The sequence below is a fragment of the Defluviimonas sp. D31 genome, assembly GCF_033436765.1.
GTDB lineage: Bacteria > Pseudomonadota > Alphaproteobacteria > Rhodobacterales > Rhodobacteraceae > Albidovulum.
In genome coordinates this window covers 115778-131666 of the sequence record NZ_JAWQFN010000004.1, presented here as the reverse complement: position 1 = coordinate 131666, position 15889 = coordinate 115778, and the positions used below count along the sequence as shown (strand labels likewise).

The window sequence follows — 15889 nt, the reverse complement described above, 5'->3', positions numbered from 1 at the left end:
GGTTTCCCCGGCACGCGAGGTCCGACATGAGAGTGATGATCCTTGGCCTGGTCCTCTGGACCGTGGCGCATCTCTTCAAGCGGGTGGCCCCCGGCCTCCGGGCAAGGCTCGGCGTCGTGCCGGGCAAGATGCTGGTGACCGTGCTCTCGATCGCCGCGCTGGCGCTGATGGTGATCGGCTACCGCCGCGCCGGGGTCGATCCGGTCTACACGCCCTGGCCCGGTATCGGGCATCTCAACAACCTCCTGATGCTGATCGCGGTCTTCCTGATCGGCGTGCCGCATTCGAAGGGCGTGGTAAAGACGAAGCTGCGCCACCCGATGCTTCTGTCGGTGGCGCTCTGGGCGGTGGCGCATCTTCTGGTGAACGGCGACATGGCCTCGGTCGTGCTCTTCGGCTGGCTCGGGCTCTGGGCCCTGGTGTCGATGGCGCTGATCTCGTCGCAGGAGCCCTGGACGCCGCCGGCAACCGGCAAGATCCGCTCCGACCTGATCGGAGCCGCGATCACGCTCGTCGTCTACGCGCTGATCGCGGGCGCGCATCTCTGGATGGGCTACAACCCGTTCCTCGGGACCTACGGATGAAACTCTACCGCTTCCTCTCCGACGACGACACCTCCGCCTTCTGCCACAAGGTCACCGCCGCGCTGAACCGCGGCTGGGAGCTTCACGGCGCGCCGAGCTACGCCTTCGACGCCGCGAAGGGCGTGATGCGCTGCGGCCAGGCCGTGGTGAAGGAGACGGCGGGCACCTACACACCTGACATCAGACTGGGCGAGCAATGAAGACCAATCCGGGCCGTTTCTTCGAAGACTACACCCTCGGCGAGGTGATCGCCCATGCCGTGCCGCGCACCGTCTCGGGCGGCGAGCGGGCGCTCTACCACGCGCTCTACCCGGCGCGGGGCGCGCTCTATTCCTCGGACGAATTCGCGCGGGCCTCGGGCCTTGCCGCCGCGCCGATGGACGACCTCATCGCCTTCCACACCGTCTTCGGCAAGACCGTGCCCGACATCTCGCTCAACGCCATCGCCAATCTCGGCTATGCCGAGGGCCGCTGGCTGAAGCCGGTCTGGCCCGGCGACACGCTCAGGTCGGAATCCGAGGTCATCGGCCTCAAGGAGAACTCGAACGGCAAGTCGGGCGTCGTCTATGTCCGCACCCGGGGCCTGAACCAGGCGGGCGAGGCGGTCCTGGAATACGTCCGCTGGGTGATGGTCCGTAAACGCGACACGGCCGCCCCCGCGCCCGAGACCGTGATCCCCGCGCTCGCGCCCGCCGTCGCCGCCGCCGACCTGGTGATCCCCGGGGGGCTCGACTTCTCCCGCTACGACTTCACGCTCGCGGGCGAGCCGCACCGCTGGGGCGACTATGCCGTGGGCGAGCAGATCGACCATGTCGACGGCGTCACCGTCGAGGAGGCCGAGCACATGCTCGCCACGCGGCTCTGGCAGAACACCGCCAAGGTGCATTTCGACGCCACCCAGCGCGAGGACGGCAAACGGCTGATCTACGGCGGCCATGTCATCTCGCTCGCCCGCGCGCTCTCGTTCAACGGCCTTGCGAATGCGCAGGTGATCGTCGCCCTCAACGCGGGCGCCCATGCCAACCCCTGCTTCTCCGGCGACACCGTGCGCGCCTGGTCGGAAGTGCTCGACAAGGCCGAGACCGCGGCCCCCGGCGTAGGCGCGATCCGGCTGCGGCTGGTCGCGGTGCGGCACGGCGCCGAGCCCTTCGCGCTGAAGGGTGACGACGGCAAGTACCGGCCCGACGTGCTTCTCGATCTCGACTACTGGGCGCTGATGCCGATGTGATGGGATCGCGATGGACCGAGGCGGGCAGGGGCTGCTAAACTTCGGCCATGACACGGTTTCGCGCCGCCCTCGCCGGGGCCCTGAGCCTCGTCGCCCTCACTCCGGCGCAAGCCGGGGCCTGCGAGCTCGCGCTTCTTCTTGCGGTCGATGTCTCGGGGTCGGTCGACCGGCGCGAATACGCGGTGCAGATGCGCGGACTGGCTGAGGGGCTGCGCGATCCGGTCGTGACCGAGGCGCTCGTCCGGGGCCAGGCGGTGGTCGCGCTGATGCAATGGACCGGCGCCTCGCGCCAGGATCTCACCATCGGCTGGACCAAGGTCGGCACCGTCGCCGATCTCAAGGCGCTGGCCCGCCGGGTAGAGACCGCGCCGCGGATCTGGACCGAGTTCTCCACCGCCATCGGCGAGGCCCTGAGCTTCGCCACCGACGTCGTGATCGACGCACCAGCCTGCCGCCGCCGGGTGATCGACATCTCCGGCGACGGGCGTTCGAACGAGGGCGCCGAGCCCGCCGACGTCCGCCCCGACCTGGAGGCGCTGGCGATCACCGTGAACGCGCTGGTGATCCGCGGCGACGACGAGGGGCTGCCGGATTATTTCGCGCAGAACGTGATGACCGGCGGCAATGCCTTCGTGGTCACCGCCGAGGATTACGACGAATACCCCGAGCGGATGCGCCGCAAGCTCCGCCGCGAGACCGAGCGGCAGATCTCGACGGGCGAGGGCGCCACGATCCGCCCGGCCGCGCTGCGCTGAGGGCCGCCCCTCGCGTCAGCCCTGGGCGGAAGGAAGCTCCATCTCCGCCATCCGCTCCATCAGCCAGCTTCGGAACGCCCGCGCCGGACGGCGGAGCGTGCCCGGATCGGGATAGATCAGGTGGTAGTATTCCAAGCCCGGCACCGCGACGCCCGGCAGGCAGGGCACCAGCCCCTGCGCACGCACGATCGGGTCGCTCGCCGGCGCGCGGGCGAGCGCGATCCCGGCGCCGTGCCCGGCCAGCGCCGCCGCCATCACGGTCGAATCCACCATCACCACCCGCGCCCCGGCACCGAGGAGCCGCAGGCTCTCGAACACATGCGGCCAGCCGGCGCGGTGGGTCGCGACCTCCAGCAAAGGATGCGCCAGAAGGTCGGCCGGGGCCTTGATCCGCGCCGCGATCTCCGGCGTCGCCACCGGGTAGAGCAGCTCGCCGATCAGCCGGTCATGGGCGCGGCCGAAGGCCGAGGGCGCGCCGAAGATGATCTTCAGGTCGCTGAACGCATGGGTGAAGTCCTCGACCGCGTTGCCGGTGGTGAGATGCAGCGCGATATCGGGATGCCGTGCGGTGAAATCGGTAAAAAGCGGCGCCAGCACCCCTTGCGCGAAGATATGCACCGCCTGGACATAGAGCCGCTCCTCCCGCGCCCGGCCGAAGAGCCCCGCCGTCGAGGTCTCGAGCGAGACGAGCGACATCTGCACCGAGGGCAGGTAGGCCCGCCCCGCCTCGGTCAGCCGCACCGCATGGGGCTGGCGGGTGAAGAGCGCCATGCCGAGATGGCTCTCCAGCGCCTTGACCTGCTGGCTGACGGCCGGGGGCGACATGTTCAGCTCCGCCGCCGCGCGGGCGAAGCTTTCGGTCCGCGCCGCCGCCTCGAAGACGCGGAGCCAGTTCAGCGAGGGGATGCGGGTGCGGTCCATGCGGGGAGGATAAGCTCAGCTTAACCTGACCGGCAAGAGATACCGTTCTGAACTTCGGCGCATCCGCGTTAGCGTTCCCTCAACGCGACGGACAGGAGACTGCGATGTGTGTGCCCTTGAGCGACGGCCGCCTCACGGAGGCCGAGAAGGCGAGATACTGGGAGGACGGCTACCTCTTCCCGATCCAGGCGATCCCGGCCGAGAAGGCCCGCGCCTGGCGCTCGGAGCTTGAGGGTATCGAGCATGACTGGCTCGACGCCGGCCTGCCGCTGCCCCTGAACACCTACAAGCGCGTCAACGCCAACTGCGTGCTGCCCTTGGCGCACCGGATCGGCACCGACCCCGCGATCCTCGACATCGTCGAGGGCATCCTCGGCCCCGACCTCCTGATCTACGGGGTGGAGTTCTTCATCAAGGAACCGCGCACCAAGCATAAGGTCTCGATGCACCAGGACCTGACCTACTGGGGCCTCGGCGCGATCGACGGCATGGTGACGATGTGGCTCGCGCTCTCGCCTTCGACCCGCGCCTCGGGCTGCATGGAGTTCGTCCGGGGCTCCCACCTCAACCCGATCCTGCCGCACGAGGACACCTTCGCCGAGGACAACCTCCTCTCCCGCGGCCAGGAGATCAAGGTCGACGTCGCCCTCGAGGACCGGGTGCCGATCGAGCTCATGCCCGGCCAGATCAGCCTCCACCACGGGCTCACGATCCACGGCTCCGGCCCCAACACCACCGACGACCGCCGCATCGGCGCCGTCGTCCGCTACGTGACCCCGGAAATCGCCCAGCTTGTCGGCGACAAGGACTACGCGATGCTCGCCCGCGGCGCCGACCGGGTCGGCAACTTCATAAACTACGCCGCCCCCACGGCGAACTTCACCCCCGCGAGCCTTGCGCTCTACGAGGAAATCCGCTCCGCTCAGGCCAAGTTCCTGATGCAGGGCACCACCAACGACAAAGGACTGTACGCAGAGGCACGCTAATGGAAAAAGTCAGCTTTACCCAGATGAAGGACGGCACGAAGGAAGAATACGAATTCCTCACCGCCCACGAGATCGACCACACCAAGCACACCGCCGACCGGCTGCTGACGGCCCTCGTCGACCTCGACAAGAGCCTCTCCGGCTACCAGATCACCCGGCTCGGCCATTCGGTGCAAAGCGCCACCCGCGCCTGGCGCGACGGCGCCGACATCGACTGGGTGGTCTCGGCCCTCCTCCACGACATCGGCGACATCTACGCGCCCTACAACCACGACGAATACGCCGCGACGATCCTGAAACCCTTCGTCCGCGAGCAATGCTCCTGGTGCGTCCAGACCCACGGCGACTTCCAGATGCTCTACTACGGCCACCATCTCGACGGCTTCGACCAGAACAAGCGCGAACGCCACCGCGGCCACCCCTATTTCGAGGACTGCGCCGAGTTCTGCGAACGCTGGGACCAGTCCTCCTTCGACCCCGAGTACGACGACCTGCCGCTCGAGTTCTTCGCCCCGATGGTCCGCGAGGTCTTCGCCCGCAAGCCCTACGACCCGAAGGTCATCCGCCGGGGCGAACGGGTGCCGCTGACCGACGCCGAGAAGGCCCGGTCGCGCTGACCGGCGAAACCCCCGCGCGCCGGCGTCCCCCTGGAACCCGGCGCCGGGCGCGCGAAGAAAGCCCGGGCGCCTGACGCCCGGGCCGTACGGCCGATACGGCCGCGGCGATTTCTCCTGTCGCATGCCGCAATCCGGGAGTGGCGCCCGCGGCCAAAATATGTAGCAATCTCCGCAGCAGTCCCTGAACCTGTTGGAGTTGCCAAGCGATGGATCCCACTACCTCGGCCGCGGTTTATGGCGATATCACCGTGCCGCTCGTGCCGTTCCCGATCCTGGTGATCATCCTTCTGATCGCTCTGCCGCTGTCGGCGATCCTCGGCTCCGTCGTGGGGGCGGCCCGCCGGCGGCAGGCGGGGTCGGGCCAGGACGTCGACAAGGCGGTCGACGACACGACGCTCGGGGCGATCCTCGCCTTGCTCGGCCTGCTCCTCGCCTTCACCTTCGGCAACGCTCTGAGCCTGACCGAGACCCGCAAGAGCGACGGCATCGCCGAGGCCGCCGCCCTCGGGACGGTGTTCCTGCGCGCCGATTACCTGCCGGAACCGAGCCGGACGAAGATCCAGGCCGCGCTGCTCGGCTACGCGAAGACGCGCGTGCTGCCGGCCGACGGCGGATTCAAGACCCGCGACCAGGCGCGGCAGTTCATCGACGTGAGCCTCGTGGCCCAGGCCAGGCTCTGGCCGCTGACCCTCGAGGCGACGGCCGACCCGATGCCGGCGCCGCTCAAGACCTTCTTCGCCAGCGCCATGAACGACGCGCTCGACGCCCATCTCCGCCGGATGCAGACGCTGTCCTCGCCGGTCTCTGGCGCCACCCAGTTGACGCTCCTCGCCACCGCCCTGACCGCGCTCTTCCTGCTCGGAGACAGGTCGGGCGCGGCCGGACGCAAGCCCTCGTGGCGCACCTTCGTCCTCTCGGGGTTCCTGTTCGTGGTGATGGTGATGATCGCCGACACCCAGAACGCCTTTTCCGGCCTGATCCGCCTCGACGACAGCACGCTCGACGCGACGATCTTCGAAATGGAACAGGCGCTCGAGGGCCGGGTGTGAGCGGAGGCCGCGGGCCTTCCCAGCCCCCGCCCCTTTTCCTTCCCGCGCCCATTCGCTAAGGGAAGCGCAAGCCAAGGACGGGAAGCAGAGCCATGCCGATGGAAAAGACCTTCAACGCGGCGGAAGCCGAAGAACGCCTCTACGCCGCATGGGAAATGGCCGGCGCCTTCAAGGCTGGCGCCAACGCCAAACCGGGCGCCGAGACCTTCTGCATCATGATCCCGCCGCCGAACGTCACCGGCTCCCTGCACATGGGCCACGCGTTCAACAACACGCTCCAGGACATCCTCGTCCGCTGGCACCGGATGCGCGGCTTCGACACGCTCTGGCAGCCGGGGCAGGACCATGCGGGCATCGCCACCCAGATGGTCGTCGAGCGCGAGCTGGCCAAGGACAAGTCCAACGCCACCCGCCGCGAGATGGGCCGCGAGAAGTTCCTCGAAAAGGTCTGGGAGTGGAAGGGCAAGTCCGGCGACACGATCATCACCCAGCTGAAGCGCCTCGGCGCCTCCTGCGACTGGTCCAGGAACGCCTTCACCATGTCCGGCGCCCCCGGCGCCCCCGCCTCGGACGAGGGCAACTTCCACGACGCCGTGATCAAGGTCTTCGTGGACATGTACAACAAGGGCCTGATCTACCGCGGCAAGCGCCTCGTGAACTGGGACCCGCATTTCGAGACCGCGATCTCCGACCTCGAGGTCGAGCAGATCGAGGTGCAGGGCCACATGTGGCATTTCAAGTACCCGCTCGCCGGTGGCGAGACCTATGAGTATGTCGAGAAGGACGCGGACGGCAACGTCACGCTCCGCGAGACCCGCGACTACATCTCCATCGCCACCACGCGCCCCGAGACCATGCTCGGCGACGGCGCCGTCGCGGTCCATCCCTCGGACGAACGCTACGCCCCGATCGTCGGCAAGCTCTGCGAGATCCCGGTCGGGCCCAAGGAACACCGCCGCCTGATCCCGATCATCACCGACGAATACCCCGACCCGAGTTTCGGCTCGGGCGCGGTGAAGATCACCGGCGCGCATGACTTCAACGACTACGGCGTCGCCAAGCGCGGCAACATCCCCTGCTACCGGCTGATGGACACCAAGGCCCATATGCGGGCCGACGGCGCGGCTTACGCCGAGGCCGCCGCCGTGGCCATGTCCGTCGCCCGGGGCGAAAAGACGCTCTCCGAGGCCGAGACCGACGCGCTCAACCTCGTCCCCGACGACCTCCGCGGCCTCGACCGCTACGAGGCCCGGAGCCGCGTGATCGACCAGATCACCGCCGAGGGGCTCGCGGTCACCGTCCTCATGAAGTCCATCGACAAGGAAACCGGCGCCGAGCATCTCGAACGCCTGCCGCTGGTCGAGCAGAACAGGATGATGCAGCCCCATGGCGACCGCTCCAAGGTCGTCATCGAGCCGATGCTGACCGACCAGTGGTTCGTCGACACCGCGAAGATCGTCGAACCGGCGCTGGAGGCCGTCCGCAAGGGCATGGCGGCGCAGGAGGCAGGGCAGTTCGACAAGACTGCGAACTACACCCGCATCCTCCCCGAACGCGACGCCAAGACCTATTTCCACTGGCTCGAGAACATCGAGCCCTGGTGCATCTCCCGCCAGCTCTGGTGGGGCCACCAGATCCCGGTCTGGTATGGGCCCGATGGAAAGGCGTTTTGTGGCGATGTCTACGAGGCAGCCATCGAACTAGCCGAAGAACACTACTGGGCATTGCATGAGGCCGGAACGCTAGCTCAAACGCTTGGATATAGTGAAGACGTACGCATCAAAGGTATCAAGGTATTCGCCGAGGAGTTTGGCGACATTGTGCGTCACGATGAGATGGGGCGAGAGCGGGCTGTGCCCGTTGACACCGCGCATGTCGAAGTGCTCAGCGACGGCGACGGAACTGTGATTGGGATCTTCTTGGAAAGAGATCCCGATGTCCTCGACACTTGGTTCTCCTCCGGCCTCTGGCCCATCGGCACGCTCGGCTGGCCCGAGGAGACCGAGGAGCTGAAGAAGTACTTCCCGACCGACGTCCTCGTCACCGGCTTCGACATCATCTTCTTCTGGGTCGCCCGGATGATGATGATGCAATTGGCCGTGGTGGATCAGGTCCCCTTCCACACCGTCTATGTCCACGCCCTCGTCCGCGACGAGAAGGGCAAGAAGATGTCGAAGTCGCTCGGCAACGTCCTCGACCCCCTCGACCTCATCGCCGAATACGGCGCCGACGCGGTCCGCTTCACGCTGACCGCGATGGCCGCGATGGGCCGCGACCTCAAGCTCTCCAAGGACCGCATCGCCGGCTACCGGAACTTCACCACGAAGCTCTGGAACGCCACCCGCTTCGCCGAGATGAACGACGCCCTGCGTCAGCACGTTGGCGGTACGGAGGCTGCACGAAAACCCGACGCGACGCATACCGTGAACCGCTGGATCATCGGCGAGACCGCCCGCGCCCGGCTGGCGGTGGACGAGGCGCTCGCCGCCTACCGCTTCAACGACGCCGCCAACACCCTCTATGCCTTCGTCTGGGGCAAGGTCTGCGACTGGTATGTCGAGTTCGCCAAGCCCCTGATGGACGGCGACGACGCCAATGAAACAAGGGCCACGATGGCCTGGGTCCTCGACCAGTGCTACATCCTCCTGCACCCCTTCATGCCCTTCATCACCGAGGAGCTCTGGGGCCAGACCGGGCAACGCGAGAAGCTCCTCGTCCATGCCGACTGGCCCGAGTGCGGCGCTGATTTCATTGACGAAACCGCCGACCGCGAGATGAACTGGGTGATCGCCCTCATCGAGGAAATCCGCTCCGCCCGCGCCCAGATGCACGTGCCGGCGGGCCTCAAACTCCCCCTCGTCATGACCGCGATGGACGAGAAGGGCCGCGCCGCCTTCGCCCGCAACGAACCGATGATCACCCGCCTTGCCCGCCTCGACGGCATGACCGAGGGCACGGCCCCGAAAGGCGCGATCACGGTCCCGGTCGAGGGCGGAAGCTTCGCCATCCCGCTCGAGGGCGTGATCGACATCGCCGAGGAAAAGGCGCGCCTTTTCAAGACCTTGGAGAAACTGGAGAAGGACCTGAACGGCCTCAGGGCCCGCCTCTCCAACCCCAAGTTCGTCGAAAGCGCCCCCGAGGAAATCGTCGAGGAAACCCGCGAGAAACTCACCTTGGGCGAGGACGAGGCCGCGAAACTGAACGCCGCCCTGAAGCGCCTGTCCGAAATCGGCTAGGCTTCTTCATTGCCCAAATACCCCGGGGGTCCGGGGGCAGCGCCCCCGGCCTCGCCACCAGACGAGAGGCCAGCCATGACCGGACCCCGCTACACGCAACTCGTCGCAAGCCTCCCCGCCACCGTTCCCTTCGTCGGCCCGGAAACCCAGGAACGCACCCGCAACCGCCCCTTCGCCGCCCGGCTCGGCGCCAACGAGAACCTCTTCGGCCCCTCGCCGAAAGCCCTCGAAGCGATGGCGAAAGCCACCCGAGATGTCTGGATGTACGGCGATCCGGAAAACCATGACCTCCGCCACGCGCTCGCCGCGCATCACCGGGTCGGTCCGGAAAATATCGTTGTGGGCGAAGGGATTGACGGCCTTCTCGGCTATCTCGTCCGGATGCTCGTCGGCCCCGGCGACGCGGTCGTCACCTCCGAGGGCGCCTATCCGACGTTCAACTTCCACGTCGCGGGCTTCGGCGGCACGCTCCAAAAGGTGCCCTACCGGGGCGACCACGAGGACCCCGAGGCGCTGATCGCGAGGGCCAGGGACACACGGGCGAAGCTCATCTACCTCGCCAATCCCGACAATCCGATGGGCTCGTGGCACAATGCCGAAACCATCTCCCGTATGATCGCGGCGGTGCCGGAGGGCACGCTTCTCGCCCTCGACGAGGCCTATGTCGAGCTTGCCCCCGAAGGCACCGCCCCCGCCATCGACGCGGACGACCCGAGGGTCATCCGGATGCGCACCTTCTCCAAGGGGTACGGCATGGCCGGCGCGCGGGTGGGCTATGCCATCGGCGAGGCGGGCCTCATCACCGCCTTCAACAAGATCCGCAACCATTTCGGCATGTGCCGCATCAGCCAGGCCGGAGCCCTCGCGGCGCTTCAGGACCAGCCCCACCTCGCCGACATCCGCGCGAAGGTCGCCGCCGCCCGGGACGAGATCGGGCGGATCGCCTCGGCGAACGGCCTCGTGGCGCTGCCCTCGGCCACCAACTTCGTGACGGTCGATTGCGGCCAGGATGGCAGTTTCGCGCGCCTTGTGCTCGCCGAACTTATCGCCCGCGACATTTTCGTCCGAATGCCCTTCGTCGCCCCCCACGACCGTTGCATCCGGGTGAGCTGCGGCCGCCCTGAAGACCTCGCCCGCTTCGCCGAGGCCCTACCGGAGGCGCTCGTGGCCTCGCGCGGCTAGCTCGCTCGGCCCCGCGGCGGGTCAAACGCGCCGTGAGCTCTTTACCTCCTGCCCGCGGGACGGCATCTTGCCGGTCCCGCCCCGAGGCGGTTAGGAAGAAGGACGCGAGCAATGACGGGCGAAGCCGCACCAGACCGCAGGGTGTTCGAGATTGCCGGGCTGGAGGCGAAACCGTTCCTGCAGGGCCTCGTCACCAACGATCTCGGGCGCCTGCGGGACGGTCTCGTCTATGCCGCGCTCCTGTCGCCGCAGGGCAAGTACCTCGCCGACTTCTTCCTCGTGCCGGACGCGGGGCGGATCCTGCTCGATGCTCACGCCGATCAGGCCGAGGCGCTCGGCCGCCGGCTGGCGATGTACCGGCTGCGGGCGGAGGTAACGATCACCCCGACCGATCTAAAGGTCACGCGCGGGCTCGGAGATGCGCCCGAAGGCGCCTTCGTCGATCCCCGCCACCCGGCGCTGGGCTGGCGTCTCTACGGAACCGAGGAGGGCGGACCGGCGCAGATCGACTGGGACGCGATCCGTGTTGCCCATTGCATCCCCGAGACCGGGGTCGAGCTGATCCCGGAGGAGACCTACATTCTCGAAGCGGGATTCGAGCGACTCAACGGCGTCGACTTCCGCAAGGGCTGCTATGTCGGCCAGGAGGTGACCGCACGGATGAAGCACAAGACCGAGCTCCGGAAAGGGCTGGCCAGCGTTACGGTCGACGGCAAGGCTCCGGCCGGGACCGAGATCATTGCCGAGGGCAAGCCTGTCGGAAGGCTCTTCACCCAGTCGGGTGGGCGCGGCATCGCCTATCTGCGGCTCGACCGCGCGGGCGGCGAGATGCGGGCGGGCACCGCCCGGATCGCCCTGGCATGAAAAAGCCGCCCGGAGGGGCGGCTTTCTGGTCAGCGATCGCGGAGCGGCTCAGGCGCGTTCGCTGTATTCCATGAACTCGGTATGGACGATGATGTCCTCGTCCTGACCAATGAACGGCGGCACCATGATCCGCACGCCGTTGTCGAGGATCGCCGGCTTGTAGCTGTTGGCCGCGGTCTGGCCCTTCACCACGGGCTCGGTCTCCACGACCTTGCAGACGACCTTCTGCGGCAGCTGCATCGAGAGCGCCTCGTCGCCGTAGTATTCGATCGTCGCGACCATGCCGTCCTGCAGGAACGGACGGCGGTCGCCGAGGAGGTCGGCCGGCAGCTCGATCTGCTCGAAGGTCTCGTTGTCCATGAAGACGAGCATGCCGTCGTTCTCGTAGAGGAACTGCTGGTCCTTCTGCTCGAGCCGCACCTGCTCGACCTTGTCTTCCGACCGGAAGCGCTCGTTGAGCTTGCGGCCGTCGCGGAGGTTCTTCAGTTCGACCTGTGCGAAGGCGCCGCCCTTGCCGGGCTTGACGTGGTTGACCTTCACGGCAGCCCACAGGCCGCCGTCGTGCTCCAGAACGTTGCCGGGGCGGATTTCGTTGCCGTTGATCTTGGGCATGTCTCTAAACCTTGACGGAAGGTTGAATGGAATTCGGCGGCACATATATATGCCGGGCTTCGAGGTGACAAGCAGGCTAGATACTGTAGGCCCCGGGACGACCTATGCGCCAAACGCATGGCAGTCATTCCAAATGGGGAATACCGAATCAGGGGCGAAACACCATAAACAGCGGAACGCCGAGAAACGCAAGAGCAAGAAGATCGGAAGACAGGAAATGCGCGATTTCGTGGATGGCACCGCATTCAACTATGAGCAAGGCCAGAGGTCGCGTAAACTTTTCGCGGCGGTGGTCCTTGCGGCATTGGATGATGCGATTGCCGATGACAAGAAGTATGGCAACGGACCCGAGCAGATTGCCCGCTGGGCGCGGTCGCGTGACGGCCGCGAGGTTCTGTCCTGTGCCGGGATCGACCCCAACGAGCGGGTCGTCAAAGGTTTGATGGAATTCGTCGGCAAGGGCATTCGCACCTCCGTCGCGTTGTCGCGCGAGGAAAGTGAACGGCGCCATGCGGCCGAGGAAGCCGAAGCGGCGTGAGACGGCCGGCACGCGCTGAATGAAAAACGCGCCCCTCGGGGCGCGTTTTTCGTTACGGGAATTGCGGGCGCGTTTCAGTCGGTCTCGCGGCAGTCAAGCGCCCGCTGAATCTCGCGCCGGATCAGCATGCGCATGTTGCGGGTCACGCGTTCGCCGAGAGCTCCCTGCAGTTCCTGCCGGATCAGTTCGGAGACAAGCGCGCGCAGGGCTTCGATCTCGGCGTCCTCCTGGTCCTCGTCCGACCGGTAGGCGCTTTCCGGCTCGGGGCTTGCCGCAGGTTCATCGCCGGAGCGGGGCTCCGCCGGTTCGAAACCCGAGACCGCGTCGGCCGCGCCAAGATGGAGCCGCCGCGTCGCTCCGGTGCCTGTTGTCACATCGGCCTCGTCGTCGAGATCCCTGGCTTCGGTCGCATCATCGCGGTCGGGCGACTCGGGTCCTGAGGCCGGAGCATCGGGCAGGGTGTCCGCGTCGCCGGTCCGGACCGCCCAGGGTTCATCATCGTAGCGATCCACCGACGCGTCGGAGCGGCGGACGCTCTCTTCTTCGGGCGCATCCGCGCCGGCGTCATCGCTTGCTTCCGTGGTGACTTGTTCGGCTTCGCCGACGGTTGCCGCTGGCTCGTCGGCCTCGTCCGCCCCCGAGCCGTCCTCGATCGTCTCATCCCGGTCGCGGGCCTCGTCAGGCATTGCGACCTCGCCGCCGTCCGGCTCAAAGTCGTCGCCGATTCTCGCGACCGCTACCTCGAGTTCGGCTATCGTCGCTTCCAGAGACTGCCGCCCCGTGTCGGACTGCGGGTCATCGACCGCCGCCTGCGACACCGGGCCGGCGTCCGTATCCGCCGCGGTATCGGCAGCTTTCCCTTCGTCAGGCAGCGACTCAGGTTCGTTACCGGCAACCCTAAGCGCGTCGGTCAGGACCAGCTTGCTGTCCGGTTCGTCCTGCGCGGGCGCCGGCGCGGGAGCGGAACCATGGCGCCCACCCTCTGACACAAGACGACGAATCGAGGAAAGTACGTCCTCAATTTCCGGATTCGTCTGCAGATCGGACATGGGAACACCTCAACCGTTCGAACTCTCATTGTAGAGCGCCACGGCCGGGCCTACAACCGGAGCCGACGCTCAGTTCCTGCCGATCGCCTTCATGACCCGGTCAAGGCTCTCGCCCTGCACGGAGGTCAGCGGCGCGGACTTGACTGCATTGTAATAGCCTTCCGGATCATAGATCGGCACACCGAGACCCAGCTGCTCGGCCGTCAGCAATCCCATAGACGACAGAAGTGCATAAATCGCTATCTGGTACCGTGCCTCGGCAGAGATCCGGTTGCCGCGCGCATCCAGAAGCTCCTGTTCGGCATCGAGCACGTCGAGCGTTGTGCGCGCGCCAAGCTTGGCCTCCTCGCGCACACCCTCATAGGCGATCGTGGCGGCCTCGATCTCGAGATCGGCGGCGGAAATCTGTGCATTGGCGACTTCGATTTCGGCCCATGCGGTGCCGAGCTCGCGAACCACGATCACACTCGACTGCAGCAGCACCGAACGCGCGGCGTCGCGCTGCGCGATCGCCTTGCGGTGAAGGGACGACAGCCGGCCGCCCGCATAGAACGTCTGGTTCAGCTCGACCCCGACGCCCGACGCGTCGTCGCCGTCTTCGTCGATGCCGATCGAGGCCCTGCCGACGATCGTCGGCATCCGCTCCGCCGCCGCGAGTGTCACCTGCAAATCTGCCGCGCGCGCCTGGAACTGGGCCTGGCGAATGGACGGATGGGTGCGCTGCGCGATCACGCGGGCGTCGTCGAGGGTGCGCGGCAAGGCGGGGCCGCGCGGCGCCGCTGCGAGGGAGCCGGGATACTGGCCGGTTGCGGCCCGGTAGTCCTCGCGCGCCACGGCGAGCTCGCGCTCGGCGGCGGCCAGCCCGGCCCGCGCGGCGGCGAGCCGCGCCTCGGCCTGGGCGACGTCGGTCCGCGTGACCTCGCCGACGTCGAACTGGTCCTGGGCGGCGCGCAGGGTCTCGGTCAGAACACGGACGGAGTTCTCGTTGATCGCCACGTTCTCGACCTGACCGCGGACGACGAAATAGGCGCGGACAGCCTCGAGCAGCACGTCCTGCTCAGCGCCGATCAGAGACTGGCGGGTGGCCAGCACGGTTTCCTTGGCGATGTCGATCCCGGTCCGGTTGCGGCCGAAATCGAACAGCGTCCACTGCGCGTTCAAGCCCAGGAAAGATGCCAGTCCTTCGTTCAGCACATCGTTGGTATATCCCACGTCCAGCGCCCAGGCGGCAACCGGCCGCAGCGTCGAGACGGCGGTGGCCACGTCCTCGTCGGCGGCGCGCAGAACGGCGCGGTTCTGCTCGATGATATTGGAGTTCCTGTAGGCCGCGATCAGCGCGTCCGCGAGCGTCTCAGCCCAGGCGGGGGCCGCGGCGACCAACGAGAGGGCCGTAAGTCCGGCGGTCATCACGCGCCTCGAAGGGAGGAATTTCGTCGAAGGTCTCATTCGGTTTTCTCTCCCGTCGCAGCTGGCTGCCCGCAAACTTGCGGAGCCGGACTATAGTGTGAAGGCCCGCTTTTGATCGAATCCCGGCAGCACCGACGCCGAGGCATTGAAAGCCAGCCGCCAGGTCACCTGGCCGTCGGCCTTGTGGCCGATCCTGCACAGTCCAAGCGGCCCCTCCATGAACAGGCAGGCGATGCGCCCGCCTTCCTTGAGCTGGGCGAGAATCGCGGCGGGCACGGTCTCGGCCGCGCCTTCGACGACGATCGCGTCATAGGGCCCGTGCTTGGCCGCGCCACCGGCAAGCGGGCCCTCGATCACCGCGGCATTGTCGGCGCCTTCGGCCGAAAGCCGGGACTGGGCCTGGGCGGCAAGCTCGGGATCCTGTTCGACACCGACGACCGCCTCGGCCATCCGCGCGATCACCGCCGTCGCATAGCCGAGCCCGCAGCCGATATCGAGCACAAGGTCCGTTGGCTGGATGTCGAGCGCGTCCAGCATCTTGGCGAGCGTCCGCGCCTCGAGCATCTCGCGGCCGGCGCCGATATCGAGATTGCCGCCGACATAGGCAGCCTCGCGTCGTGAGCCCGGCACGAACGCTTCACGCGGGACCGAGAGCATCGCTTCGATGATCGGGAATTTCGTTACGTCGTTGGGACGGACCTGGGTATCGACCATCATCGTGCGAAGGGCGGCGAAATCGGTCATCGACTGAACTCGTGGATCTGGCTTCAGGTTGCCCAACCTCTTGCCACAGAAAAAAAGGAGGGGCAACGGGGCAGGATGTCCCAAGGTGACAACTTCCGGCGCGCTATCGGCTTGCAC

16 protein-coding genes are annotated in these 15889 nt (G+C 67.1%); 11 read left to right on the top strand and 5 right to left on the bottom strand.

The window, feature by feature from the left end:
* The first annotated feature begins 26 nt into the window (after positions 1–26).
* The 4 genes from R5H32_RS09105 to R5H32_RS09090 are packed head-to-tail and all read left to right on the top strand — an operon-like array spanning position 27 to position 2567.
* Positions 27–584: an NnrU family protein gene (locus tag R5H32_RS09105; RefSeq protein ID WP_318338373.1), complete on the top strand. Its 558-nt coding sequence runs from the start codon at positions 27–29 to the stop codon at positions 582–584.
* Positions 581–784: a DUF1737 domain-containing protein gene (locus R5H32_RS09100; protein WP_318338372.1), complete on the top strand. Its 204-nt coding sequence runs from the start codon at positions 581–583 to the stop codon at positions 782–784. The genes R5H32_RS09105 and R5H32_RS09100 overlap by 4 nt, the downstream gene beginning before the upstream one ends.
* Complete coding sequence (locus R5H32_RS09095; protein ID WP_318338371.1) at positions 781–1812, top strand: MaoC family dehydratase; 1032 nt, start codon at positions 781–783, stop codon at positions 1810–1812. The genes R5H32_RS09100 and R5H32_RS09095 overlap by 4 nt, the downstream gene beginning before the upstream one ends.
* 47 nt (positions 1813–1859) lie before the next feature.
* A complete protein-coding gene (locus R5H32_RS09090; protein ID WP_318338370.1) occupies positions 1860–2567 on the top strand; it encodes a DUF1194 domain-containing protein in 708 nt (235 codons plus the stop codon).
* A 15-nt stretch (positions 2568–2582) separates the two neighbouring features.
* Here R5H32_RS09090 and R5H32_RS09085 read toward each other — a convergent pair whose 3' ends face one another.
* Positions 2583–3488: a LysR family transcriptional regulator gene (locus tag R5H32_RS09085; RefSeq protein WP_318338369.1), complete on the bottom strand. Its 906-nt coding sequence runs from the start codon at positions 3486–3488 to the stop codon at positions 2583–2585.
* Positions 3489–3592: 104 nt separating this feature from the next.
* Between R5H32_RS09085 and R5H32_RS09080 the strand changes: the two genes are divergently transcribed.
* From R5H32_RS09080 to R5H32_RS09055, 6 genes are all read left to right on the top strand, one after another.
* Positions 3593–4474 carry a phytanoyl-CoA dioxygenase family protein gene (locus tag R5H32_RS09080; RefSeq protein WP_318338368.1) on the top strand — a complete coding sequence of 294 codons (882 nt, stop codon included), beginning with the start codon at positions 3593–3595 and terminating at the stop codon, positions 4472–4474.
* Positions 4474–5091, top strand: coding sequence for a peptidase (locus tag R5H32_RS09075; protein ID WP_318338367.1), 618 nt, complete (start codon positions 4474–4476; stop codon positions 5089–5091). Before R5H32_RS09080 ends, R5H32_RS09075 begins: the two co-directional genes overlap by 1 nt.
* Before the next feature lie 206 nt (positions 5092–5297).
* Positions 5298–6140, top strand: coding sequence for a hypothetical protein (locus R5H32_RS09070; protein WP_318338366.1), 843 nt, complete (start codon positions 5298–5300; stop codon positions 6138–6140).
* Between the two features lie 92 nt (positions 6141–6232).
* Positions 6233–9376 (top strand): valine--tRNA ligase, encoded by a 3144-nt coding sequence (locus R5H32_RS09065; RefSeq protein ID WP_318338365.1) that lies wholly within the window; start codon positions 6233–6235, stop codon positions 9374–9376.
* Between the two features lie 75 nt (positions 9377–9451).
* Complete coding sequence (locus R5H32_RS09060) at positions 9452–10558, top strand: pyridoxal phosphate-dependent aminotransferase (protein WP_318338364.1); 1107 nt, start codon at positions 9452–9454, stop codon at positions 10556–10558.
* A gap of 111 nt (positions 10559–10669) precedes the next feature.
* Positions 10670–11422, top strand: a complete 753-nt coding sequence (locus tag R5H32_RS09055) for a folate-binding protein (RefSeq protein ID WP_318338363.1) — start codon at positions 10670–10672, stop codon at positions 11420–11422.
* A gap of 48 nt (positions 11423–11470) precedes the next feature.
* Here the strand turns inward: R5H32_RS09055 and efp are convergent, their stop codons facing one another.
* Positions 11471–12034 (bottom strand): elongation factor P, encoded by a 564-nt coding sequence (gene efp / locus R5H32_RS09050; protein WP_318338362.1) that lies wholly within the window; start codon positions 12032–12034, stop codon positions 11471–11473.
* Positions 12035–12251: 217 nt separating this feature from the next.
* On the opposite strand from efp, the gene R5H32_RS09045 reads away from it, so the two are divergent.
* Entirely contained in the window at positions 12252–12572 is a 321-nt protein-coding gene (locus R5H32_RS09045; protein WP_263337305.1) for a DUF6280 family protein, read from the top strand.
* A 74-nt stretch (positions 12573–12646) separates the two neighbouring features.
* On the opposite strand, the gene R5H32_RS09040 is transcribed toward R5H32_RS09045, so the two are convergent.
* The 3 genes from R5H32_RS09040 to R5H32_RS09030 form a co-directional block, all read right to left on the bottom strand.
* Complete coding sequence (locus tag R5H32_RS09040; protein WP_318338361.1) at positions 12647–13621, bottom strand: hypothetical protein; 975 nt, start codon at positions 13619–13621, stop codon at positions 12647–12649.
* A 69-nt stretch (positions 13622–13690) separates the two neighbouring features.
* A complete protein-coding gene (locus R5H32_RS09035) occupies positions 13691–15028 on the bottom strand; it encodes a TolC family outer membrane protein (protein WP_318338360.1) in 1338 nt (445 codons plus the stop codon).
* A 90-nt stretch (positions 15029–15118) separates the two neighbouring features.
* Entirely contained in the window at positions 15119–15772 is a 654-nt protein-coding gene (locus R5H32_RS09030; RefSeq protein ID WP_318338359.1) for a protein-L-isoaspartate O-methyltransferase, read from the bottom strand.
* Positions 15773–15889: the final 117 nt, after the last annotated feature.